Annotated in this window: 27 protein-coding genes; all 27 read left to right on the top strand. The window is 39.0% G+C overall.

Annotation, left to right across the window (positions count from 1 at the left end):
- Nucleotides 1-94: 94 nt before the first annotated feature.
- The 27 genes from G4D63_RS10915 (at nucleotide 95) to G4D63_RS10785 (ending at nucleotide 22,617) form a co-directional block, all read left to right on the top strand.
- Nucleotides 95-412 carry a magnetosome magnetite crystal formation protein family gene (locus tag G4D63_RS10915; protein WP_163179677.1) on the top strand — a complete coding sequence of 106 codons (318 nt, stop codon included), beginning with the start codon at nucleotides 95-97 and terminating at the stop codon, nucleotides 410-412.
- 69 nt (nucleotides 413-481) lie between these two features.
- Entirely contained in the window at nucleotides 482-1,603 is a 1,122-nt protein-coding gene (locus G4D63_RS10910) for a DUF4097 family beta strand repeat-containing protein (protein ID WP_205603829.1), read from the top strand.
- On the top strand, nucleotides 1,604-1,804 hold the full coding sequence (locus tag G4D63_RS10905) for a PspC domain-containing protein (RefSeq protein WP_163179676.1): 201 nt from the start codon (nucleotides 1,604-1,606) through the stop codon (nucleotides 1,802-1,804).
- Nucleotides 1,801-2,160, top strand: coding sequence for a phage holin family protein (locus tag G4D63_RS10900; protein ID WP_163179675.1), 360 nt, complete (start codon nucleotides 1,801-1,803; stop codon nucleotides 2,158-2,160). The genes G4D63_RS10905 and G4D63_RS10900 overlap by 4 nt, the downstream gene beginning before the upstream one ends.
- Nucleotides 2,161-2,313: 153 nt before the next feature.
- Nucleotides 2,314-3,249 (top strand): HPr(Ser) kinase/phosphatase, encoded by a 936-nt coding sequence (gene hprK, locus G4D63_RS10895; RefSeq protein WP_163179674.1) that lies wholly within the window; start codon nucleotides 2,314-2,316, stop codon nucleotides 3,247-3,249.
- 40 nt (nucleotides 3,250-3,289) lie between these two features.
- Nucleotides 3,290-4,102: a prolipoprotein diacylglyceryl transferase gene (gene lgt / locus G4D63_RS10890; RefSeq protein ID WP_163179673.1), complete on the top strand. Its 813-nt coding sequence runs from the start codon at nucleotides 3,290-3,292 to the stop codon at nucleotides 4,100-4,102.
- 25 nt (nucleotides 4,103-4,127) lie between these two features.
- Nucleotides 4,128-5,072 (top strand): nucleoside recognition domain-containing protein, encoded by a 945-nt coding sequence (locus G4D63_RS10885; protein ID WP_163179672.1) that lies wholly within the window; start codon nucleotides 4,128-4,130, stop codon nucleotides 5,070-5,072.
- The gene (gene ppaX / locus G4D63_RS10880) at nucleotides 5,062-5,703 is read left to right on the top strand and encodes a pyrophosphatase PpaX (protein WP_163179671.1); all 642 of its coding nucleotides are present in this window, start codon (nucleotides 5,062-5,064) and stop codon (nucleotides 5,701-5,703) included. Before G4D63_RS10885 ends, ppaX begins: the two co-directional genes overlap by 11 nt.
- Nucleotides 5,704-5,705: 2 nt before the next feature.
- Nucleotides 5,706-6,230: a DapH/DapD/GlmU-related protein gene (locus G4D63_RS10875; RefSeq protein WP_163179670.1), complete on the top strand. Its 525-nt coding sequence runs from the start codon at nucleotides 5,706-5,708 to the stop codon at nucleotides 6,228-6,230.
- A gap of 65 nt (nucleotides 6,231-6,295) precedes the next feature.
- Nucleotides 6,296-6,433 carry a hypothetical protein gene (locus G4D63_RS10870; protein ID WP_163179669.1) on the top strand — a complete coding sequence of 46 codons (138 nt, stop codon included), beginning with the start codon at nucleotides 6,296-6,298 and terminating at the stop codon, nucleotides 6,431-6,433.
- 361 nt (nucleotides 6,434-6,794) lie between these two features.
- On the top strand, nucleotides 6,795-7,964 hold the full coding sequence (locus G4D63_RS10865) for an ATP phosphoribosyltransferase regulatory subunit (RefSeq protein ID WP_163179906.1): 1,170 nt from the start codon (nucleotides 6,795-6,797) through the stop codon (nucleotides 7,962-7,964).
- Complete coding sequence (gene hisG, locus G4D63_RS10860) at nucleotides 7,961-8,587, top strand: ATP phosphoribosyltransferase (RefSeq protein ID WP_163179668.1); 627 nt, start codon at nucleotides 7,961-7,963, stop codon at nucleotides 8,585-8,587. The genes G4D63_RS10865 and hisG overlap by 4 nt, the downstream gene beginning before the upstream one ends.
- Before the next feature lie 12 nt (nucleotides 8,588-8,599).
- Nucleotides 8,600-9,868 (top strand): histidinol dehydrogenase, encoded by a 1,269-nt coding sequence (gene hisD / locus G4D63_RS10855; protein ID WP_163179667.1) that lies wholly within the window; start codon nucleotides 8,600-8,602, stop codon nucleotides 9,866-9,868.
- 2 nt (nucleotides 9,869-9,870) lie between these two features.
- Nucleotides 9,871-10,464, top strand: a complete 594-nt coding sequence (gene hisB / locus G4D63_RS10850) for an imidazoleglycerol-phosphate dehydratase HisB (RefSeq protein WP_163179666.1) — start codon at nucleotides 9,871-9,873, stop codon at nucleotides 10,462-10,464.
- A complete protein-coding gene (hisH, locus tag G4D63_RS10845; protein WP_163179665.1) occupies nucleotides 10,465-11,094 on the top strand; it encodes an imidazole glycerol phosphate synthase subunit HisH in 630 nt (209 codons plus the stop codon).
- 1 nt (nucleotide 11,095) lies between these two features.
- The gene (gene hisA / locus G4D63_RS10840; protein ID WP_163179664.1) at nucleotides 11,096-11,839 is read left to right on the top strand and encodes a 1-(5-phosphoribosyl)-5-[(5-phosphoribosylamino)methylideneamino]imidazole-4-carboxamide isomerase; all 744 of its coding nucleotides are present in this window, start codon (nucleotides 11,096-11,098) and stop codon (nucleotides 11,837-11,839) included.
- Nucleotides 11,829-12,587, top strand: a complete 759-nt coding sequence (gene hisF, locus G4D63_RS10835; protein ID WP_163179663.1) for an imidazole glycerol phosphate synthase subunit HisF — start codon at nucleotides 11,829-11,831, stop codon at nucleotides 12,585-12,587. The genes hisA and hisF overlap by 11 nt, the downstream gene beginning before the upstream one ends.
- Nucleotides 12,584-13,213 (top strand): bifunctional phosphoribosyl-AMP cyclohydrolase/phosphoribosyl-ATP diphosphatase HisIE, encoded by a 630-nt coding sequence (gene hisIE, locus G4D63_RS10830; RefSeq protein WP_163179662.1) that lies wholly within the window; start codon nucleotides 12,584-12,586, stop codon nucleotides 13,211-13,213. The genes hisF and hisIE overlap by 4 nt, the downstream gene beginning before the upstream one ends.
- 208 nt (nucleotides 13,214-13,421) lie before the next feature.
- Nucleotides 13,422-14,774, top strand: a complete 1,353-nt coding sequence (locus tag G4D63_RS10825) for a tetratricopeptide repeat protein (RefSeq protein WP_163179661.1) — start codon at nucleotides 13,422-13,424, stop codon at nucleotides 14,772-14,774.
- Between the two features lie 597 nt (nucleotides 14,775-15,371).
- Complete coding sequence (trxB, locus tag G4D63_RS10820; protein ID WP_163179660.1) at nucleotides 15,372-16,328, top strand: thioredoxin-disulfide reductase; 957 nt, start codon at nucleotides 15,372-15,374, stop codon at nucleotides 16,326-16,328.
- Nucleotides 16,329-16,605: 277 nt separating this feature from the next.
- The gene (locus G4D63_RS10815) at nucleotides 16,606-17,064 is read left to right on the top strand and encodes an NUDIX hydrolase (protein WP_163179659.1); all 459 of its coding nucleotides are present in this window, start codon (nucleotides 16,606-16,608) and stop codon (nucleotides 17,062-17,064) included.
- A gap of 57 nt (nucleotides 17,065-17,121) precedes the next feature.
- Nucleotides 17,122-17,982: an RNase adapter RapZ gene (gene rapZ / locus G4D63_RS10810; protein WP_163179905.1), complete on the top strand. Its 861-nt coding sequence runs from the start codon at nucleotides 17,122-17,124 to the stop codon at nucleotides 17,980-17,982.
- 1 nt (nucleotide 17,983) lies between these two features.
- Nucleotides 17,984-18,955, top strand: coding sequence for a gluconeogenesis factor YvcK family protein (locus tag G4D63_RS10805; RefSeq protein WP_163179658.1), 972 nt, complete (start codon nucleotides 17,984-17,986; stop codon nucleotides 18,953-18,955).
- Between the two features lie 65 nt (nucleotides 18,956-19,020).
- Nucleotides 19,021-19,974, top strand: a complete 954-nt coding sequence (gene whiA / locus G4D63_RS10800; protein WP_163179657.1) for a DNA-binding protein WhiA — start codon at nucleotides 19,021-19,023, stop codon at nucleotides 19,972-19,974.
- 12 nt (nucleotides 19,975-19,986) lie between these two features.
- Nucleotides 19,987-20,244 (top strand): HPr family phosphocarrier protein, encoded by a 258-nt coding sequence (locus G4D63_RS10795; protein ID WP_163179656.1) that lies wholly within the window; start codon nucleotides 19,987-19,989, stop codon nucleotides 20,242-20,244.
- 260 nt (nucleotides 20,245-20,504) lie between these two features.
- Nucleotides 20,505-21,389: an ABC transporter ATP-binding protein gene (locus G4D63_RS10790; RefSeq protein WP_239585942.1), complete on the top strand. Its 885-nt coding sequence runs from the start codon at nucleotides 20,505-20,507 to the stop codon at nucleotides 21,387-21,389.
- Between the two features lies 1 nt (nucleotide 21,390).
- Entirely contained in the window at nucleotides 21,391-22,617 is a 1,227-nt protein-coding gene (locus tag G4D63_RS10785) for an ABC transporter permease (RefSeq protein WP_163179655.1), read from the top strand.
- Nucleotides 22,618-22,677: the final 60 nt, after the last annotated feature.

Raw genomic sequence — 22,677 nt, 5'->3', positions numbered from 1 at the left:
TCGGGTAATACACTCAAATATCAAGAATTTCTTATAAAATATGAAACTTTCTTAACTATAGAATCGTAAATAATTACAAAGGGGAAGTGATACAATGGAGAAGAACAACAACCATAAGCTTATTTCAGCATTGTGTTATTTTAGTATTTTCTTTGCGGGGTTTATTTTACCGATTGCGGTTTATTTTATTGTTGATGATTACGAGGTAAAACGTCATGCTACTCGGGCACTGTTTTCACATTTGATTCCACTTATAACGGTTCCGGTGATTCTTATAATGGCAATTTTAACTGAAACTGTAGGAGGATTTGGAATTTTTATGATTTTGGGTTTTGTTTTAGCATTTTTAATTAACATTGTGGTAATCGTATGGAATGTAGTTAAAGGAGTTCAAGTTTTAAAAACATATTGATAATACGTGTTCAAAAGTTTCCCGATGATTTGAACATTCTTTAATAGAAAATACCGGAGCGTGAGACATATGCCAATTTTAGAAGAGCGTAAAAGAATATTAAAGATGGTAGAAGAAGGAAAGCTATCTGCTGAGGAAGCTATGGCTTTGTTAGAGAGATTGGAACAAGATTATAAGGCAATGGAAGAGAAACAGGAATCGTTCGTGACAGAGCTTTCAACAAAGGTAGATTGGACTGAAGGTGACTCTTCTTACCAGTCAAAGTCGGCAAAGTCAGCTTCGATCAAAAAGACAGTGTTAGATTTTGTAGATAAAGCTTTTAAGAAAATTAAAGACTTCGATCTGGACTTTAACTTTGGCCCAGCTGTTACAGTTAATCATGTGTTTCAGCATTCAGACGTGTATTTAACTGATGTTGATATCGATGTTGCTAATGGAAGTGTAAAGCTTGTCCCTTGGACAGAAAAGGATGTTCGGGTTGAATGTGAAGCAAAAGTGTACCAGTCAGAATCGCAGGATGATGCAAGAAAGACTTTCCTTCAGGATGTTCTTTTCTCCATCGAGGGTGGCAAGCTTCGCTATTCGGTTCAAAAGAAAAAGATGAAGGTAAATGCAGTCATCTTTTTACCGAAGGAGCAATATAAGGCAATCTCCGTAAGGTTGTTTAATGGTCAGATTGATGGGGAACAGTTAACAGTAAAGGATTTTAAAGCAAAAACGGCAAATGGGAAGATCAATCTAACGAGTTTCCATACTGATAAGCTAGAGGTTGAAACGGCAAATGGACATATCACGATTTCTAAAATCAATAGCCAAAAAATTGAGGCTGAAACAATCAATGGGACCATAAAAGTTGAAGGATCTTATAAAAAGGCTGATTTACAAAGTTTTAATGGGAACATTATAGGTACGGTGAGTGATGCACGTTGTGAGACGTTACTAGTGAAGTCCACAACAGGAAATGTAGATATCATTGTTCCTAAAAATAGAAGTATGCAGGGTGAAGTGAAGACAAACATCGGAAATATCCAATGTGACATTCGCGATACGCTGAAAAAGGAAGAGAAAACCGAGGTAGTTCAAAAATATCTTAAGTTTTCGACTTTACCATTAGAAGGAACAGAGCCTTTACTACTTGATGTTGACACGAAAACAGGATCAGTCCTTGTACAGGAAAAGGGAGTGATTTAATTGACGAAATTAACAAGATCTAGATCTGACCGAAAACTTGCAGGAGTCATTGGTGGGCTTGCACAGTATACAGGCTTTGATGTTTCATTATTAAGAGTCCTTTTTGTTGTAGGCCTAATCATGAGCTTTGGTACATTTGCACTCATTTATCTAATCTGGATGTTTGTGGTGCCAAATAGTACGGATGTGATTTCCCGATGAAATGGATTTCTTCTATCCTGGTTAATAGCTTAGTTCTCATCGTGGTAGCAGGATATTTTGAATCCTTTCACATTGAGGGTGTTGGCGCGGCAATTTTAGCGAGTATTATTTTGTCCGTTCTTAATGTACTCGTGAAACCAATCCTAGTCTTGCTTACGTTACCTGTTACCGTTTTAACTTTAGGACTATTTCTATTTGTTATTAATGCCATTACTTTATGGCTTACTCAAGCAATTATGGGAGATTCGTTTGTGATCGATGGATTTGGAATGGCCATCCTAACTTCGATTATCATCTCGATTTTAAATGTACTCATTCATAAATTTGTGATTGAGCCATTCTCAAATAAAAAATAGTTAGAAAGCATGTTCCTCTTCGGGAGCATGCTTTTTCATTAGGAAATATCTCTAAAGCTGATTAACTTTTATCCTCTTCAAAAAAAGTGATACAATAGCACTGTACATATATGAACTAAGTAATTCACTATAGAAGCCGCAGGAGGATGAACAATGGTAAAAGTCCGGACTAAGGATTTGATTGAGAAGTTTGATCTGGAATTAATAAGTGGTGAAGAAGGAATTAATCGTCCGATTACCACAAGTGACTTATCTCGCCCTGGAATTGAAATGGCAGGTTTTTTTACCTATTACCCTGCAGAGCGGATTCAGTTACTTGGTAAAACAGAAATGTCATTCTTTGAACAGCTTTCTGCTGAGGAAAAGAGAGACCGAATGGACCAGCTGTGTACAGACATTACACCTGGTATTATTATCAGTCGTGAAATGGAAGTACCTCAGGAATTATTAGATGCTGCTGAACGAGAAGCTGTTCCTGTTATGCGTTCTTCAATGAAAACAACAAGACTATCCAGTCGTCTTACTAACTATTTAGAGGGAATGCTGGCTCCAACAACTGCGATTCATGGAGTTCTTGTTGATATATATGGTATTGGCGTTCTTATTATTGGTAAAAGTGGAGTAGGTAAAAGTGAAACAGCTCTAGATCTAGTGAAGCGTGGACATCGTCTAGTTGCCGATGATTGTGTAGAAATCCGTCAGGAGGATCAAGGTAATTTAGTTGGAACAGCACCAGAATTAATTCAACATTTGCTCGAAATCCGCGGATTAGGAATCATTAATGTCATGACGTTATTCGGTGCTGGGGCTGTTAGATCTTATAAAAAAGTTACGCTTGTTGTTAATTTAGAGCTTTGGGATCAAGCCAAGCAATATGATCGTCTGGGGTTAGATGACGAAAAGATGAAAATCATTGATACAGAAGTTACGAAAATCACAGTTCCCGTTCGTCCAGGGCGAAATTTATCGGTTATTATTGAAGTAGCTGCAATGAATTATCGTCTGAAGAAGATGGGAGTAAATGCAGCAGAGCAATTCTCTAGTCGTTTAACAGATGTCATTGAAGATGGCGATCATGACGATATGTAACCTAATGAAACTATAGAACTGAGATATGGGAGTGGGAAAAATGGAGAGTGTTCCACAATTAGATCGAGTCTTTTTAGAGCTCGGTCCGTTTACAATTTATTGGTACGGAGTCATTATTGGAGCAGGGGCAATGCTTGGGTTATGGCTAGCAGTCCGCGAATCACAGAGACGAGGTCTTGATAAAGAAATATTTATTGACTTAGTTTTATGGGCCATTCCAATTGCGATTATTTCGGCGAGACTTTATTATGTTTTATTTAAGTTAGACTATTATGTTGAGAATCCTTCAGAAATTCTAGCAATATGGAATGGTGGCCTAGCTATTCACGGTGGATTAATAGGAGCCATCATTACGGCTATAATTTTTGCGAAAAAGCGTGGTTTGTCGTTCTGGAAGCTTGCTGATATTGGAGCACCAAGTATTATTTTAGGTCAAGCCATTGGGCGCTGGGGTAACTTTATGAATCAGGAGGCTCACGGTGGTGAGGTAACACGTGAGTTCTTAGAAGGCTTGTATCTACCTGAGTTTATCGTGAATCAAATGTACATAAACGGGGCGTATTATCATCCGACTTTCCTATATGAATCACTTTGGAGCTTTGCTGGCTTTGCTATTCTCATGTTGCTACGAAAAGCAAACCTTCGTCGGGGAGAGTTATTCTTAACCTATGTCATCTACTACTCGTTAGGGAGATTCTTTATTGAAGGCTTAAGAACAGATAGCTTAATGCTTACTGAAATGCTTCGGGTTGCACAGGTCATTTCAATCGGATTAATTTTACTAGCAATTGCTCTATTGATATACCGTAGAGTAAAGGGTTATTCAGATATTCGTTACCTAGACAACAAGTAGATAGACAGTCAGAAGGGGAGAGACTATGTTAGGAAGTGTGAAGCGGGGATTCTTTGTCGGTTTAACAACCACCTGGACATTGGGGAAAATTATTTTTCCTATTACGATTATTGTATCGCTCTTGCAGTACACCCCGATTCTTAAATGGATCATTTCAGCAATTGAACCACTTATGGGTTTGTTAGGCCTTTCTGGGGATGCTGCTATACCGCTTGTTCTAGGGAACTTTCTAAACTTATATGCAGCCATTGGGGCTATTTTAACGCTAGATTTAACCGTTAAAGAAGTGTTTATCTTAGCTGTGATGCTATCATTCTCACATAATATGTTCGTAGAATCGATGGTGGCAAAACGAGTGGGTGTTTCGGTTTGGCTTACGGTAGTTATTCGTGTTGGATTGTCCTTATTGTCAGGTGTTGTGATTAATCTTGTATGGAAGGGTGGCAGTGAGCTAGCCAAGTATGGCTTTATTTCTAGGCAGGAAGAAGTGATTACAGGCTGGCTACCGATTTTAATGGATGCTGTCTCAAAAGCGTTACTTGGAATCGGCCAGTTGGCGATGATTGTCCTTCCACTTATGATCGTGATTCAGGTATTAAAGGATTTAAAATGGCTGGATACGTTCTCGCGATGGATGTCACCTTTTACAAGAGTGCTAGGCATGAAGGAGAATACGTCTACAACTCTAGCTGCTGGGCTATTGTTTGGCTTAGCCTATGGGGCGGGTGTCATGATTCAGGCCGCCAAGGAAGACGGTGTGAGTAAAAAGGATTTAACTCTAGCGTTTATTTTTCTAGTTTCGTGCCATGCTGTTGTAGAGGATACTCTTATTTTTATTCCGCTTGGGATCCCGATTTTACCGCTATTATTAATTCGTTTAGTCGTTGCTATATTACTAACAGTGGTTGTTGCCGTCATTTGGAACAGAGTACAGCCAGTGAATAGAGAGGAAGCCACTTATGAAAGTTAATACGTTATTGTTTGATTTAGATGGAACATTAATTGATACAAATGAACTAATTATCACTTCCTTTTTACACACGCTAAATCATTATTATCCTGATCAATACAAGCGTGAGGATGCGATTCAGTTTATTGGTCCTCCGCTATACGATACGTTTGTGGCAATTGATGAAAGCCGTGTGGATGAGATGATTACCACATATCGTGAGCATAATCTTTCTCATCATGATCAGCTTGTAACAGAGTTTGAAGGCGTGTATGAAACGATCGAGGCGCTACATAAAAAAGGCTATAAACTAGGTATTGTCACAACAAAGCTTCGTCACACAGTTAATATGGGACTGAGGTTAACAAAGTTAGATCAATTTTTTGATGTGGTTGTTACATTAGATGATGTTAAAAATGCTAAGCCAGATCCAGAGCCTGTTCAATTGGCGTTAGCTCAGCTTCATGCTAAGCCTGAGGAGGCGATTATGATTGGAGATAACCACCATGACATCGTGTCTGGACAGAATGCAGGAACGAAGACAGCTGGTGTGGCATGGTCACTAAAGGGTATAGAGTATTTACAGTCGTTCAAGCCTGATTATATGCTTGAAAACATGCGTGACTTGTTAACGATCCTAGAGGAGAACTAATCGTGAGAAGAACAACACGTTACCCTGTAAAGGAAGCTAACTCACTATGGCATATCTATAAAACGGTTCCGTTCTGGAAGGTAGTCAAAAATTTTATCGTCATCCAGCTAGCACGTTACACACCGTTTTTGCCGGTTAAGAATTGGATGTATCGCAACCTGTTAAAAATGAAGGTTGGCGAACATACTGCTTTTGCTCTAATGGTTATGCTAGACATTATGTTTCCTGAAAAAATTAGTGTGGGACGAAATACCGTCATTGGATATAACACGACGATTCTGGCTCACGAATATTTGATCAAAGAATACCGTTTAGGTGATGTGGTCATTGGTAGTGGCGTTATGATCGGTGCTAACACAACCATTCTGCCAGGCGTCATCATTGGGGACGATGCAATTGTGTCTGCTGGGACACTTGTTCACCGTGATGTGCCAGCAGGGAGCTTTGTTGGAGGAAATCCGATGCGGGTTATTTATACAAATGAAGAAAGAGAATTACGAGAAGCACAAGAGGCTACAAACGAATAGGTTTGTGGCTTTTTTATTTAGGTTGGAAAAATAGGGAATAGTAGGATTGAAGGAGTTCTCAGTGTGTGGGAAATGAGCTAATATACATACCTTTAGAAGTTTTTGCACGACTTATAAATCGCAGGTGGTCAGAAGAGGGTACCCAAGCTGCTTCTGAAATGCCTATTAGTGTAGAATTTTGGGTATATGCACGAGATTTATGATATATGCACGTAAACCTGGATTATATGCACTGTTTTTAGAAAAATACGCACGGGAATTCAGGATTTATGAACGAAATCCAACATATATGCACCAAACCCTAATCATAATTTATGTGGTCTACAACGCCAGCAGAAATAAACGAATCAACCATCCTACTTAGTAGGAATGCCCTGCATAATTATCGCGAATTTTACAACCAGAAATCCCATTCAAAACGGTTGACTACCCTACTAATAACGTGTAAACTACAAATAACTTCAATTCGTTACCATATTAGCGAACTAAAGCGTTTTGCTAAAAATAAGCTAAATGATTTAACCATACATAGAAAGGATGTGTACTCTTTTGTCAAAACGAAAGATGTTCGAAAAACCAATCGGGATGAGAGATACATTACCTCATTTATATACATTAAAGAAACAAGCTCGCAACACGGTTAGTAGTGTCATAGAGGGATATGGCTATGAATTTTTAGAGACACCAACGTTAGAATATTATGAAACGGTGGGCGAATCTTCGGCTATTTTAGATCAGCAGCTGTTTAAGCTTATGGATCAACAGGGACATACACTTGTGTTAAGACCTGATATGACTTCACCGATTGCTAGACTTGCAGCATCAAAACTATATACAGGTGGCTATCCATTGCGTCTTGCGTATGACACGAATGTGTTTCGTGCACAACAACGTGAAGGAGGCAGACCGGCAGAATTTGAACAGGTTGGTGTAGAACTGATCGGAGATAAATCCTCTAGTGCTGATGCTGAGGTGATAACTCTTATGATACATTCGTTACTACGATCAGGCTTGTCTGAATTTACAGTGGCGATTGGGCATATTGGCTTCATTGATGCACTGTTCACCGATGTGCTTGGAAATGAGTCAAGAGTGAGTGAAATAAAGCGCTTCTTATATGAAAAGAATTACGTAGGTTATCGTGAGCATGTAAAGAGCTTACCTTTATCGAGTATTGATCAGGACCGACTGCTGTCGATTCTGCAATTGCGAGGTCAGGGTGACATTTTACAAAAGGCTAGTCAGCTCGTTCAAAATGATCAAGCACGTGAAGCAGTTGAACAACTTCAGCAGCTTTGGAATGCGTTAGAAGCTCATGGAGTTACCTCTTATGTAAAGTTGGATGTGAATTTAGTTCCGCATATGAGCTACTACACAGGAATTCTCTTTGAGGGATATTCTTCAAAGGTTGGTTATCCGATTTGTAGTGGAGGACGTTATGATCAGCTGTTAGAGCGTTTTGAACGTCCAGCTGATGCGACTGGCTTTGCGATTCGGTTAGATTATCTCCTTGAAGCTCTTGGGGGTACGGGAAGTGAAGCGAAACATGAGTGTGTGATCTTCAGTCAAGAGCGAAGAACAGCTGCCATTGAATGTGCGAACAAACTTCGTCAGCAAGGAAAGAGTGTTGTACTGCAAGATATTACAGGAGTACGTGATATTGATGCATTTACTACTAAATTTAATGAAGTCACTTATTTTATAGGAACTGCAGGAAAGGAGAAGCAGCAATGAGTACTTTCCTAACGATTGCCATGCCAAAAGGACGTATTTTTGAAGAAGCCGCAGACTTGATGAGAAAGGCTGGCTACCAGCTACCAGAAGAATTTGATGATTCGAGAAAGCTTATCTTAGATATTGAAGAAGCTAACATGAGGTTTATTTTAGCAAAGCCGATGGATGTTGTTACTTATGTAGAACATGGTGTTGCTGATATTGGAATTGCGGGTAAAGACGTTATGATGGAAGAAAACCGCGATGTGTATGAGGTGCTAGACTTAAAAATTAGCGAATGTTACCTCGCTGTAGCGGGCTTACCTACTATGGAAATCCGAGATGTGGCACCTAAGGTTGCAACCAAGTATCCTAATGTAGCATCTAGTTATTTTAGAGAGCAAGGAGAACAGGTTGAAATCATTAAACTGAACGGTTCGATTGAGCTGGCTCCACTGATCGGCTTAGCCGACCGAATTGTTGATATCGTGTCAACTGGTCAAACCTTAAAGGAAAATGGATTAGTAGAGATGGAACGGATTGCAGACATCACGTCTCGTTTAATTGTAAATCCAGTGAGCTACCGAGTGAAAGATCAGGTCATCGATGAGCTTGTTGAGAAGCTTTCAAAGGTGATTGGATAGGAGATGTAACCGATGGAAATTGTAATGAACCCCAATACAGCGTCTTTAAAAAGGGATATTGATCAAGGAACGGATCAGCAGCGATTAGCTGTTTTAGATATTATTACTGAAGTACGAAAAAGTGGTGACGCAGCTCTATTTAGTTTCACGGAGAAATTTGATAAAGTAGCGCTTTCCTCTTTAAAGGTGACAAAAGAAGAAATTGACCAGGCCTATTCGGAGCTAGATCAAGATATATTACCTGTCATTCGCGAAGCCGCTGAAAATATCCGTGATTATCATCAGCGTCAGAAGCGGGAGTCATGGATTACCACACAGGAAAATGGCACGATTCTCGGTCAAAAGATTACTGCTCTAGATTCAGTTGGAGTATATGTGCCAGGTGGATTAGCTGCCTATCCGTCGTCGGTGTTAATGAATGTTACTCCTGCATTAGTGGCTGGAGTAAAAAGAATTGTTATGGTCTCACCACCTCAAGCGAATGGAGCCTTACCAGCAGGAGTGATCGTTGCTGCTCATGAGCTAGGTGTAGAAGAAATTTATAAAGTCGGTGGAGCTCAAGCTATTGCAGCACTTGCGTATGGTACGGAGAGCATTGAAAAAGTAGATAAGATTGTCGGACCTGGAAACATCTATGTCGCGTTGGCCAAACGTGAGGTATTTGGACATGTTTCGATTGATATGATTGCAGGCCCTAGTGAGATTGTTGTGTTAGCAGATGAAACGGCAAGAGCTGCTGAAGTTGCGGCTGATTTATTATCACAAGCAGAACATGATGAGAGAGCTTCAAGTGTACTTGTTACCACCTCTGAAAAACTAGCGTTTGAGGTGAAAAAGGAGATTTACAAGCAGCTAGAGACTCTTCCACGAGAAAAGATTGCTAGAGCTTCAATCGAAAGCTACGGAGCTATTTATGTGACGAATACGTTAGATGAAGCTATTGAGCTTGTGAATGAGCTAGCTCCAGAACACTTAGAAGTCTTAACAGCTAGCCCAATGGATTTGTTAGGAAACATTCGTCATGCAGGTGCGATTTTCCTAGGAAGATATAGCTCCGAACCAGTGGGAGATTATTTTGCTGGACCGAATCATGTTTTACCAACAAACGGGACTGCTAGATTTTCAAGTCCATTAAATGTGGATGACTTTACAAAAAAATCAAGCATCATTTCTTATAGTGAAAAGGCAATGCAAGAGAATGGACGGAAAATAGCTGCTTTTGCAAGATTAGAAGGACTAGAAGCACATGCGCGTGCAGTAGAATATCGACTGGAGGATTAATCATGACACAAACTCGTCAAGCTCATATCGAGCGAAATACTAATGAAACTCAAATATCTTTGCAATTCACTATAGATGGGGAAGGTCAATCTAATTTAGAGACCGGTGTTCCGTTTATGACTCATATGCTAGATTTATTTACAAAGCATGGTCAATTTAATCTTACTGTTGATGCAAAGGGTGATATTGAGGTAGATGATCACCATACAACAGAGGATATTGGTATCTGTTTAGGAATTGCTTTAAAGGAAGCACTTGGTGATAAGAAAGGTATTAAGCGTTATGGAAATGCTTTTGTCCCAATGGATGAGGCATTAGCTCAGGTGGTTGTAGATTTAAGCAATCGTCCACACTTAGAGTTCCGAGCAGAATTCCCTAGCCAAAAGGTAGGAACCTTTGATACAGAGCTAGTTCATGAATTTTTATGGAAGCTCGCACTTGAAGCCAGAATGAATCTTCACGTAATTGTTCATTATGGTCAAAATACGCATCATATTATCGAGGCAATTTTTAAGGCGCTAGCACGAGCATTAGACGAAGCAACAACGGTTGATCCACGAATTAAAGGAGTTCCATCCACGAAGGGAATGTTATAAATGATTGGCATTATCGATTATGGAATGGGGAATTTATACAGCGTTAGTAAAGCGCTGGAGCGTCTCCAATATGATTATGTACTCTCAAGTGATATAAAGGAACTTGAAAAGGCTAAAGGACTAATTCTACCTGGCGTTGGTTCATTTAAGGATGCAATGGGAATCTTGAATGAAACAGGCCTTACCGGTTTTATTAAGGAACAGGCTGCTAGTGGAAAGCCATTACTCGGAATTTGTCTTGGAATGCAGCTCTTATTCGAAGAAAGTGAAGAGAACGGACTGACGAAGGGATTAGGCTTGTTAGATGGACGTGTAACGAGGTTCTCTGGTTTGACAGAAACCGGAGAGAAGTATAAGGTGCCACATATGGGCTGGAATAGTCTCGATTTCAACCAAGATAATCCTTTATTAGATCAGCTTGAGGAAGGTCATGTGTACTTTGTACATTCCTATTATGTGGATACAAAAGATGATGTTGTTCTTGCAAGTAGCAACTATGATGTGAAGGTGCCAGCTGTTGTTGGGAAAAACAATGTCTTAGGTACTCAATTTCACCCAGAAAAAAGTGGTGACTTAGGTGTGGCTATGTTAAAAAATTATGCAGCAATTGTCGAGAAGGGAGGGCTTTAATATGAGTATATTTACAGTGTATCCTGCCATTGATATGCGTGGGGGCAAGTGTGTTCGTTTGATTCAGGGAGATTATGACAAAGAAACAGTTTATGGTGATTCACCATTTGATATGGCTTCTTTATTTTCAAATCAGGGTGCTAGCTGGATTCACATGGTGGATTTAGATGGTGCGAAGGTAGGAAAAAGAGTAAATGACGAGTATGTGCTACGAGTAGCAAAGGAGCTTCCTTCTAAGGTGCAAATTGGTGGAGGAATTCGTACGGCCGAGGATGTCGCGTATTATCTAGAAAATGGTGTCGATCGTGTTATTTTAGGTAGTGCTGCCATTAATAATCCTGAGTTTGTAAAAGAAATGCTTCGTACATATGGTGCTAAAATTGCGATTGGACTTGATGCAAAGGACGGCTTTGTTGCGACAGAAGGATGGCTCGAAACATCTTCTGTAAAGGCAACAGACTTAGCGCTTGAATTAGTACAGCACGGTGCAGAAACGTTCATTTTTACTGATATTGCAACAGATGGTATGCTTTCAGGACCAAATGTCGAGGCAGTAGCAGAGCTTGCTAGATTAACAGGAAAGAATGTCATTGCTTCTGGTGGAGTTAGTTCGCTAGGTGACTTACAAACATTAAAAGAGTTCAGTACATCAGGTGTTGGTGGTGCCATTGTTGGTAAGGCTCTATATACTAATCAATTTACGGTAGCTGAAGCGATACAAGAGGTGGAAAACCATGCTCGCTAAACGAATTATACCTTGCTTAGATGTAAAAGAAGGTCGTGTGGTTAAGGGCATTCAATTTGTTGAGCTTCGTGATGCTGGTGATCCCGTTGAACTTGCCAAATTTTATGATGAAGAAGGTGCAGATGAGCTAGTTTTTCTAGATATTTCTGCTTCTCATGAAGGTCGTAAAACGATGGTTGAGGTGGTTGAACAGGTTGCCGCTCAGCTAGCCATTCCATTTACAGTAGGTGGCGGAATTAACTCTCTAGAGGATATGAAGCGAATTTTGCGCGCTGGAGCAGATAAGGTTTCAGTTAATACGGCTGCACTAGTTAATCCAGAGCTCATCAATGAAGGAGCTGATTTTTTCGGTTCGCAGTGTATGGTTTGTGCGATTGATGCTCGCTATGATGAAGAGCTTGGGTCTTGGCGTGTCTACACTCATGGTGGTCGAAAGCCAACAGAGTGGGAGGTTGTCGACTGGGCGAAGGAAGCTGTTAAACGAGGCGCTGGAGAAATCCTGTTAACTAGTATGGATAAAGACGGTGAAAAATCTGGGTTTAATCTTGCTTTAACAAAAGCAGTCAGTTCGGCTGTTACCGTACCAGTCATCGCTTCTGGTGGAGCAGGGTCTGCCGAGCATTTTGAGGAAGCATTTAACGAAGGATTAGCAGATGCTGCGCTAGCCGCTTCTATTTTTCACTACAAAGAAACCTCAGTCAAGGAAGTAAAACAGTACTTACGTGAGAAGGGAGTGGCCGTTCGATGAATATAGAGCAAATTAAATTTGACGAAAAAGGATTAGTTCCTGCGATTGTTCAAGATGCCTTTAGTAAAGAAGTGCTAACATTAGCTTATATGAATCTAGAGTCTCTCCAAAAATCTCTAGATAGCGGGGAAACTTGGTTTTATAGCCGTTCAAGACAAGAGCTATGGCATAAGGGAGCAACATCAGGTCACACACAAAAAATTGCTTCTATGAGATATGATTGTGATCAAGATGCTATTCTTGTCATGGTTGTCCCAGCCGGACCTGCCTGTCATACGGGTGCATACTCTTGCTTTAACGAAGTGTTAATGGGAGAGAAAGCTGAAGTAGCGACAAGCGACCGGTTTGCGATAATTAATGAATTAGAACGAGTGATTGCAGAGCGTGAAAAGGAACGTCCAGAAGGTGCTTATACGACGTACCTATTTGAAAAGGGTGTAGACAAGATCCTTAAGAAGGTCGGCGAAGAAGCGGGAGAAGTGATCATTGCTGCGAAAAATCGAGATCACGAGGAACTTACCTGGGAAGTGGCCGATCTCCTCTATCACCTACTTGTTCTTCTGCGTGAACAAAACTTGCCGATTGATGCTGTTTTACAAGCATTAGAGCAAAGACATAAAAAATAAGTAACTGCCGAATGGCCATCTCTGGCTATTCGGTTTTCTTTTTGTATACTCTTAATATACAGAGTAGCGTGAAGCCTTGACTTCACTGTCATAGTTTGACAAAATTCGGGTGGTGACTCTAACTTGTCGACTATGTTATACTTAAGCTCATAAATCATGTGCGAAATCTAGAAAATATAAGGTTTGATTTAAGGGAATGGAGGAAGGAATGAGTAAACAGATTGAAGCAACTAGGGAGAAAGCAGTGGTTATTCCCTTCCACTTAGATGGAGATTATTTTTATAAGAAGGGCTTAAGAGCTTACCGGAATAGAGATTTTGAACGTTCGATACAGCTATTAAAACGTGCCCATGAGCTTGAGCCAGAAGAGCCAATTATTCTATGTCAGCTTGCAGCTGTTTTATCTGAAATTGGTGAATATCAAACATCGACTGAATACTTACGAATTGTTATAAATGAATTAGATCCAGAGATGGTAGAATGCTATTATTTCATCGCGAATAATTTCGCTCATCTTGGCTTATTTCAAGAAGCAAAGCGTAACGCTTTAAAATATATGGAGCTTTCACCAGATGGTGAATTTATAGAAGATACTGAAGATCTATTAGAGGTATTGTCACTTGATAGTGATGAAGAGGAAGATGAGGATGACATCATTTTTTTACAGGATCATGCTCGCGACCTTATGGAAAAAGGACAATTTCAAGAAGCGATTGAAATTCTTCATGAGCTCATTGATGGTCATCCGCAATTTTGGTCTGCTTATAACAATCTAGCACTTTCTCAATTTTATATGGGAAAAACGGATGAAGCACTGAAAACTATTGAGGATGTACTTGTAAAGAATCCAGGTAATCTTCATGCAATGTGTAATAAGGTTGTTATTCATTTCTATTTGCGAAACGATGAGGTCGTCAATAACCTTATTGATCATCTAAAAGTTGTTCATCCTATGTTGATGGAGCATCGTTATAAGCTAGGAGCTACTTTTGGGATGGTCGGTCGCTTTGATTTATCTCTGCAATGGTTACTTTCGTTAAAGAAGGCTGGTTATGATGGAGATGCGACTTATTATTATTGGTTAACTCATGCGGCGTACCATATGAAGCATGAACAAGTTGCTCAATATAGCTGGAAAAAAGTATTAATCCTTTCACCTGATAAAAGGGGTTCAGCACCTTGGGAACAGGCGAAACCACTTGAAGAGAAGAGTCATTCGGAGCTATTAAGCTATTACCTTCATTCAAAAGAACAAAACAAGGTAATCTCAGTAAAAACTTCACAGTATGAAAAGGGTTTACTAGTTGCTGATCTCTTATATACAAGATATCAAGACGATCGTAGTAATCTCCCGACTATACTAGCTCATTGGTTCCACCTGCTACCAATGCTATCAGAAAAGAAGTTGAATAACGCCTCAGCACTTGCTGCTGCTGTAGAATTTCTATTCCTAGAGCAAATTGGTAAAGCAACAACACAGGCTGCGGTTTCACGAATTTATAATATTTCGGCAGCAACTGCTAGAAAATATATATCGTTATTAAATGCTTATCGAAAATAGATTCTAGACTGTCCAAATTGGGCAGTCTTTTTGTATGGAATTGACTAGAGATAAGGCTACATTTTGACTGTTAATAGTTAATTGCGTGAAATTAATGGGGAAGTGCGTGAGAGTGTAGGATAATTGCTTAACTTTCGGATAAGATTGCGTAACAATCAGAATAATTGTGAGGAATTCGGAATTAATTGTGTAAATGGGCTTAGATGATGATAAGGTAAGTGAAATTCCTGACCCTGAGTCTATCTAGCCCCTATAATATGATTAAAACAAGCAAATGACCTTAATCAATATTGCTCTGCCTCCGGTGAAAGCTTCAAAAAGCTAGAATTGCGTGAGCTTGAGAATATTTGCGTAACCCGAAATATAATTGTTTAATAATCAGAGTAATTGCGTGAAACTCTGAACTAATTGGGCGAAACTCAGAACTAATTGCGTAAGCATGTCGCCTGACACAAATCAAGCTAGCCCCTTACATCAGCGAAAACCCTAAATTGAGCAAATAAATGGACGTTTCCGGTCTTGTTTTATAGGATAATAGTAGAACGTAGAGTTCATATTAATATATATGTGCTGAATGTGATTAAAGGAGTGAGTGAGATGTCTGAAGAAAAGATTTATGATGTGATCATTGTGGGAGCGGGTCCTGCTGGGATGACAGCAGCTGTGTATACATCACGTGCGAATTTAAGTACGTTAATGCTTGAACGCGGAGTACCTGGTGGTCAAATGGCGAATACAGAAGAAGTAGAGAACTATCCAGGTTTTGATCATATATTAGGTCCTGAACTTTCAACAAAAATGTTTGATCATGCTAAAAAATTTGGTGCAGAGTATGCATATGGCGACATTAAAGAAGTCATTGATGGAAAAGAATATAAGACAGTTATTGCTGGTAAAAAAGAATATAAGGCGAGAGCGGTCATTGTAACAACAGGTGCAGAATACAAAAAGATCGGAGTGCCTGGAGAAAAAGAACTAGGTGGACGTGGAGTATCGTATTGTGCCGTTTGTGACGGAGCATTCTTTAAAGGAAAAGAGCTAGTAGTAGTTGGTGGCGGAGATTCTGCCGTTGAAGAAGGCGTATATTTAACACGCTTTGCTTCAAAGGTTACAATCGTTCACCGTCGTGATTCACTACGTGCTCAAAAAATCCTTCAGGACCGTGCTTTCAACAACGAAAAAATTGATTTTATTTGGAATCACACGGTTAAAGAAATCAATGATAAAGAAGGTAAAGTTGGAAGTGTAACATTAGTGAGTACTGAAAATGGTGAAGAGCAAAACTTCACCGCTGATGGAGTATTTATCTATATTGGGATGGTTCCACTGTCAAAACCTTTTGAAAACCTAGGCATTACCAATGACATGGGTTACATTGAAACAAACGATCGAATGGAAACAAAGGTCGAGGGAATATTTGCAGCTGGTGACGTTCGTGAAAAGACACTTCGTCAAATTGTTACAGCTACAGGTGACGGAAGTATCGCAGCACAAAGTGCACAGCACTATGTGGAGGAGCTATTAGAAGAACTTAAGCAACAAGTAACTGAATAGACTCTCGTCCTAATCATTTTTACAAATAGTAACGATGTTTTAACTCTCTTGTAACACGGGTGAAACATTGATGGGGTATTATAAGAGTAAGTAATTGACCCCCTTTTATAGATATACATTTGGCACGGGATTGTTCCCGTGCTATTTTTTTATAATCTTACATAAAAACCAACTAAAAAGCTGTTCATTGTTACAATATTTAAATAATAGTATAATGAAAAGAATATAATCAGAGTATAAATACTAAATTGGCACCGATGATAATGAGGTGAACTATATGCAAAGAGTAACGAATTGTGTGTTACTAAAGGGTGATCAAATCCTTTTGTTACAAAAGCCAAGTCGGGGCTGGTGGGTAGCTCCGGGTGGAAAGATGGAACTAGGAGAATCTGTACGAGATACAGTTACTCGAGAGTTTCGTGAAGAGACAGGAGTTTTTTTGAAAAATCCAGCCATTAAAGGTGTTTTTACGATAACGATTCAAGATCAAGATCAAATCGTATCAGAGTGGATGATGTTTACATTTCTTGCAACAGAATATGATGGTGAGAATGTCGATGAATCCGAAGAAGGGAAGCTTGCTTGGCATCATATTGATGATGTGCCTTCTTTACCAATGGCGCCTGGTGACTACCATATCATTGATTATGTAGCAAAAGCGGCAGGCACGATTTATGGAACATTTACATATACGCCAGATTTTGAGTTATTAGCCTATCGTTTAGATCCAAGCTAGTATAAGCATGTGAGGGGGAAATGTCAGTTGAGTATAGGATCTGTTCAAGATGTTCAAATGGTTATTATCACAGGGATGTCAGGTGCAGGTAAAACGGTTGCAATCCAAAGTTTTGAGGATTTAGGTTATTTTTGTGTCGATAACTTGCCACCAACACTGCTTCCAAAGTTTTTAGAGCTGATGAAAGAATCAAATAATAAAATGAACAAAGTCGCACTTGTTATGGATTTACGAGGACGTGAATTTTTTGACAGCTTATTTGAAGCTCTGGATGATATGTCTGAAAAATCATGGATTACCCCGCAAATCTTATTTTTAGATGCAAAAGATACTACACTTGTAACTCGTTATAAGGAAACAAGAAGATCACATCCTTTAGCTCCTTCTGGTCTTCCATTAGAGGGAATTGGTCTTGAGCGTGAGCTTCTCGAAGAGCTTAAGGGGAGAGCGCAGCTTACTTTTGATACATCAGATATGAAGCCAAGAGAGCTACGTGAAAAGATTATTAAGCAGTTTGCATCACATGGGAAACAGGTCTTTTCTGTTAATGTTCTATCATTTGGTTTTAAGTACGGCATTCCGATTGATGCAGACCTCGTTTTTGATGTTCGCTTCCTTCCAAATCCTCATTACATTGAGCATATGAGACCCCAGACAGGGTTGGATGAAGAAGTGTCAACGTATGTCCTTAAATGGAATGAAACAAATAAATTCTTAGAAAAAGTAATAGATTTATTAGCCTTCATGCTTCCGCAATATAAGCGAGAAGGTAAAAGCCAGCTTGTTATTGCAATAGGTTGTACCGGTGGTCAACATCGATCTGTTGCTTTATCTGAAAAAATCGCCCAGCACTTTGGTTCTGAATATCGCACCCACGTAAGCCATCGTGATATCGAGAGGAGAAAGGAAAGTCGATGACATGAAAACTAAACAACCACGAATTGTCATCATAGGAGGTGGAACAGGATTACCTGTCCTCTTAAGAGGACTCAAAGAATATCCTGTTCACCTTACCGCAATCGTTACCGTTGCGGACGACGGAGGTAGCTCGGGTCGATTGCGAGATGAACTTCAAATTCCTCCTCCAGGTGACATTCGAAATGTTCTAGCAGCTCTCTCAGATGTTGAACCTCTCATTGTGGAGCTTTTTCAACACCGTTTCCAAAATGGTGGCGGTTTATCTGGACATGCACTAGGAAATCTTTTGCTAGCAGCTTTAACCGATATAACCGGTGACTTCATGCATGCCATAAGAGAAATGGGCAAGGTTATGAATGTTAAAGGAAAAGTATTGCCTGCAGCTAATCGAAGTATTGTTCTACACGCAGAAATGGAGGACGGAACCATTGTCTCTGGTGAGTCCAAAATACCATATTCCGGGAAAAGGATTAAAAGAGTATTCTTAACTCCAGAGAAAATTGAGCCATTAAGTGAGACAATACGTGAAATCAGAAAAGCAGATCTAATTGTTATAGGTCCTGGTAGTTTATATACAAGCATATTGCCTAATTTACTTGTTCCGAAAATTGGGGAAGAAGTGATTAAGTCAAAGGCTAAAAAGATCTACGTATGTAATGTAATGACACAGGCTGGTGAAACACTAGACTATACAGCCAGTGATCATGTGAAGGCCTTATATAATCATATTGGACCTTGTATAAATACCATACTGGTAAATGATGAGGAAATTCCCGAGAGTATTCAAGCACTGTATGCAAAAGAACTGGCAAAACCAGTTATTTACGATACGACGAGATTATCTTCTTTAGGTTTAGACATCATTCATGATAAAATAATAAATTATAATGGAGAAGTAATTCGACATGATACAACCAAGGTTGCCTCTCTTTTATATAAATTATTAGAACAGCATGAAACCGTATATGAGTAAAACTTTCACCGTTTATTAAGATTCTAATGGATGGGATGGTTCATTGGGTTTAAGGGGGTGAAGAGTTGTCATTTGCATCAGAAACAAAGAAAGAGCTGACAAATCTTCAGTTGAAGGATTGTTGTGGAAAAGCTGAATTGGCTGCATTAATTAGAATGAACGGCTCCATTTCCTTTTCAAACAGGCAGCTTAGCTTAGATATCCAAACAGAAAATGCAGCCATTGCAAGACGTATATATACGCTGCTTAAGAAGTATTATGATGAGGTAGTGGTAGAGCTACTAGTTAGAAAAAAAATGCGTTTAAAAAAGAATAATGTGTATATCGTCCGTTTAGTGAAAAATGCTAAGGGCATATTGGAGGATTTACATATCCTTACTGATGGCTTTGATTCAATTCGTGAAATTTCACCGTCAATTGTTAAAAAGAAATGTTGTAAACGCTCTTACCTCAGAGGAGCATTTCTTGCTGGCGGCTCTGTTAATAACCCGGAAACCTCATCCTATCACTTAGAGATTTTTTCACTATATATTGAACACAATGAATCATTATGTGAATTGATGAACGTATTTAATCTGAATGGTAAGACGTTGGAGCGAAAAAAAGGCTATATTACGTACTTAAAGGAAGCCGAGAAAATAACAGAATTTCTAAACGTAATTGGCGCCCATCAAGCTTTACTTCGTTTTGAAGATGTAAGAATCGTTCGGGATATGAGAAACTCTGTAAACCGCTTAGTCAATTGTGAAACCGCTAACTTAAATAAAACCATTGGTGCCGCAATTAGACAGGTTGAAAATATAAAATTCATCGATCGCACAGTAGGTCTACAAATATTGCCAGACAAACTAAGAGAGATTGCTGAGCTTCGTGTAGCATATCAGGATGTAACACTAAAGGAACTGGGAGAGATGGTTTCTGGTGCTTCCATTAGTAAATCAGGTATTAATCATCGCCTTCGCAAAATTGATGAGATTGCAGAAAAAATTCGCGCAGGAGAACAATTAAATAGAGGATAAGGAGGAAGAACCATGGTTGAGAAAAAAGTAGAAGTAAAGCTAAAATCTGGTTTACAGGCACGTCCAGCAGCGATGTTTGTTCAAGAAGCTAACCGATTTGTATCGGAAATCTTCCTTGAGAAGGACGGAAAGAAAGTAAACGCAAAAAGTATTATGGGTCTGATGAGTCTTGCAGTAGGTTCTGGAGCAGAGGTTGTTTTATCAGCAGTAGGAAACGACGAGCAGGCAGCTTTAGAAGCTTTAGAGAAATTTGTGAATCAAACTATTTAAAAATGGATGGCAGGAATGCCATTTATTTTTTTTTGCCCAATTTTCGTCAGTACAATAGGCCTCCGGGTTTGAACAACAACAAAGAGATAGAACTTCACATGCTTCCTCTTTGATTCAATAGTACGAGTGTTCTAGAGAGGTTCTCCCTTTTCTTTAGGGTGGGTTTATAGGGTTTAGGAAAATAATGGTTGAAGTTTGATTGTTTAATTTTGTAAAATAGTGCTTGAGTACTATATATTGGCAAAAAGGGAGACGAGATATTGCTAGAAATTGTAGATTTATCAAAAGCCTATAAAGGTAAAGTCGCGGTAAATTCATTAAGCTTTTCAGTATCCCCTGGTGAGGTCTTTGGTCTATTAGGGAGAAACGGTGCAGGAAAGACCACAACCATTAAGATGATGCTTGGACTAGTGTCACCTGATAAGGGGAGTGTTCATTGGAATAATAAAATTGGCTTAAAAAATGTCTCGTTTGGATACTTACCTGAGGAGAGGGGACTATATCCCAAATCAAAAGTTGTCGATCAACTCTCTTATTTTGCGAAGCTCGAAGGCTTAAAAAGAGAAGAAGTGAAGCATAGTATTGATTATTGGATTGAAAAATTTGACATCGGAATGTATAGAGATAAACTAGCTGGTGAACTTTCTAAAGGTAATCAACAGAAGGTTCAAATCATTGCCACATTATTACATAATCCAGATTTAATTATCTTAGACGAGCCATTTAGTGGACTTGATCCGGTTAATGCAAACTTGCTAGCAGAGGTCATTATGGAAGAGAAGAAAAAAGGGAAAGTCATCATCATGTCCAGTCATCAAATGGATCAGGTGGAAAAGTTCTGTGAAAATGTAGTACTGATGAAGGAAGGCCGTGCTATCATTTCAGGTGAGTTAGAATCTGTTAAACAATCATATGGATACATGCATTTGTCTCTTTATGGTGATTTAGAAAACATAGCTAGCTTTTGTGGTAACAATCAATATGATTACGAACAGGAAGCAAAGAAAATTACCATATCCTTAACAAATGGTCAGGATCCTCTTGATATTTTAGCAAAGATAAAACAAGAAAATATTGTGGTCAATGAAGTTACTTATTTACGACCGACCCTTCACCAGATTTTTGTTGAGAAGGTGGGGTCTTAATATGAAGCCATTGTGGATTGCCTTTTTATTTCATTTTAGAGAACAAACTAGATCTAAAGGTTTTAGAATTACGTCTGTAGTAATCTCGGCCGTTATTTTAGGGTTTTTTGCATATAATCATTTTATGACTAAGCAAGAAGAGGTCGTAATTTCAGTTGTTAACACAACATCCTTTGATATAAACGTAGAGGAAGTTGAAGGAGCCATAGAAGGTGGAATTGTTTCCCTAAAGAGAGTTGAAGATGTTAAAGAGGAACAGGAAAAAATCAAGACTCAGGATGTAGACCATTTACTTATTATTGAAGAAAAAGAATCAATACCGCTTGTATCTTATTTCTATCATCGTTATCCAGATACAAGTGTCATCTTTCCTTTTGTTACTCAGTTACAGCAACAATATATTTCCTCTGTAACTAGCAAACACTCGTTATCTCCAGAAGTTACAAAAGAGTTATATACAACTATACCAGTTGAAAAAAATATGCTTGCTGAAAATACCGGCAGTTTAGGGATTGTCTATGTATTTATCTTCTTAATGTATACGTTTATCTTAATGTTTGGTCAAGGTATTGCCATGAACATTACCGGTGAAAAATCAACAAGGGTAATGGAAGTTATGATTACAAAGATTAAGCCGATTTATATGTTATTCGCAAAGGTTCTCTCTAATCTTTGTGCGGGGCTCATTCAAGTCTCAATCTTCTTTCTAGCAGGGTATGTGGCCTATCTTATTGGGTGGCTTAATGTTGATCAATTTAGTATATTTGGGTTCGAATTTGATTTATCACAGATCGATGCTAACCTAATTTTTGCGTTTATATTCTTCTTCTCTTGTGGATATTTAGTGTATGCCCTGTGCTTTGCTGCACTAGGTTCACTCATTTCGAGAACAGAGGACCTTGGAAGTGTAATGGGGCCTGTTATGATTCTAGTAATTGGTGCCTTAATGGTTGGAATGAGAACAATGATGGATCCAACAGGAATGCTTGTTTCATTTTCAACTTATTTTCCGTTTTTCTCACCGATTGTAGCATTTGCTAAATTTGTTATGGGGGAGATTACCACGATTGAATTAGTCATTAGTGGGGGGATTTTATTAACTTCCATTTTGTTGATCGCTTACCTATCCTCCCGTATTTATGTTAAAGGAGTCATGGTTTATGGAGAAAAATTTAAGTGGTCTCAGTTAAGTGAGTTGGTAAAGAAGGAAAAGGTTCGCCAACTTTAAGTTGTCATCCAACATATTTAACAAACTCAAGTCAAAATAAAAAGTGAGGAAGTTTTGCTT

Source organism: Bacillus mesophilus (genome assembly GCF_011008845.1).
Classification (GTDB): Bacteria; Bacillota; Bacilli; order Bacillales; family SA4; genus Bacillus_BS; species Bacillus_BS mesophilus.
This window is presented reverse-complemented; position numbering and strand designations above follow the sequence as displayed.

Excerpts from the sequence above, each read along its gene's own strand:
- G4D63_RS10915 (WP_163179677.1), top strand. The coding sequence starts at position 95 with ATGGAGAAGAACAACAACCATAAGCTTATTTCAGCATTGTGTTATTTT.
- G4D63_RS10910 (WP_205603829.1), top strand. The coding sequence starts at position 482 with ATGCCAATTTTAGAAGAGCGTAAAAGAATATTAAAGATGGTAGAAGAA.
- G4D63_RS10900 (WP_163179675.1), top strand. The coding sequence starts at position 1,801 with ATGAAATGGATTTCTTCTATCCTGGTTAATAGCTTAGTTCTCATCGTG.
- hprK (WP_163179674.1), top strand. The coding sequence starts at position 2,314 with ATGGTAAAAGTCCGGACTAAGGATTTGATTGAGAAGTTTGATCTGGAA.
- lgt (WP_163179673.1), top strand. The coding sequence starts at position 3,290 with ATGGAGAGTGTTCCACAATTAGATCGAGTCTTTTTAGAGCTCGGTCCG.
- G4D63_RS10885 (WP_163179672.1), top strand. The coding sequence starts at position 4,128 with ATGTTAGGAAGTGTGAAGCGGGGATTCTTTGTCGGTTTAACAACCACC.
- ppaX (WP_163179671.1), top strand. The coding sequence starts at position 5,062 with ATGAAAGTTAATACGTTATTGTTTGATTTAGATGGAACATTAATTGAT.
- G4D63_RS10865 (WP_163179906.1), top strand. The coding sequence starts at position 6,795 with ATGTTCGAAAAACCAATCGGGATGAGAGATACATTACCTCATTTATAT.
- hisG (WP_163179668.1), top strand. The coding sequence starts at position 7,961 with ATGAGTACTTTCCTAACGATTGCCATGCCAAAAGGACGTATTTTTGAA.
- hisD (WP_163179667.1), top strand. The coding sequence starts at position 8,600 with ATGGAAATTGTAATGAACCCCAATACAGCGTCTTTAAAAAGGGATATT.
- hisB (WP_163179666.1), top strand. The coding sequence starts at position 9,871 with ATGACACAAACTCGTCAAGCTCATATCGAGCGAAATACTAATGAAACT.
- hisH (WP_163179665.1), top strand. The coding sequence starts at position 10,465 with ATGATTGGCATTATCGATTATGGAATGGGGAATTTATACAGCGTTAGT.
- hisA (WP_163179664.1), top strand. The coding sequence starts at position 11,096 with ATGAGTATATTTACAGTGTATCCTGCCATTGATATGCGTGGGGGCAAG.
- hisF (WP_163179663.1), top strand. The coding sequence starts at position 11,829 with ATGCTCGCTAAACGAATTATACCTTGCTTAGATGTAAAAGAAGGTCGT.
- hisIE (WP_163179662.1), top strand. The coding sequence starts at position 12,584 with ATGAATATAGAGCAAATTAAATTTGACGAAAAAGGATTAGTTCCTGCG.
- G4D63_RS10825 (WP_163179661.1), top strand. The coding sequence starts at position 13,422 with ATGAGTAAACAGATTGAAGCAACTAGGGAGAAAGCAGTGGTTATTCCC.
- trxB (WP_163179660.1), top strand. The coding sequence starts at position 15,372 with ATGTCTGAAGAAAAGATTTATGATGTGATCATTGTGGGAGCGGGTCCT.
- G4D63_RS10815 (WP_163179659.1), top strand. The coding sequence starts at position 16,606 with ATGCAAAGAGTAACGAATTGTGTGTTACTAAAGGGTGATCAAATCCTT.
- rapZ (WP_163179905.1), top strand. The coding sequence starts at position 17,122 with ATGGTTATTATCACAGGGATGTCAGGTGCAGGTAAAACGGTTGCAATC.
- G4D63_RS10805 (WP_163179658.1), top strand. The coding sequence starts at position 17,984 with ATGAAAACTAAACAACCACGAATTGTCATCATAGGAGGTGGAACAGGA.
- G4D63_RS10795 (WP_163179656.1), top strand. The coding sequence starts at position 19,987 with ATGGTTGAGAAAAAAGTAGAAGTAAAGCTAAAATCTGGTTTACAGGCA.
- G4D63_RS10785 (WP_163179655.1), top strand. The coding sequence starts at position 21,391 with ATGAAGCCATTGTGGATTGCCTTTTTATTTCATTTTAGAGAACAAACT.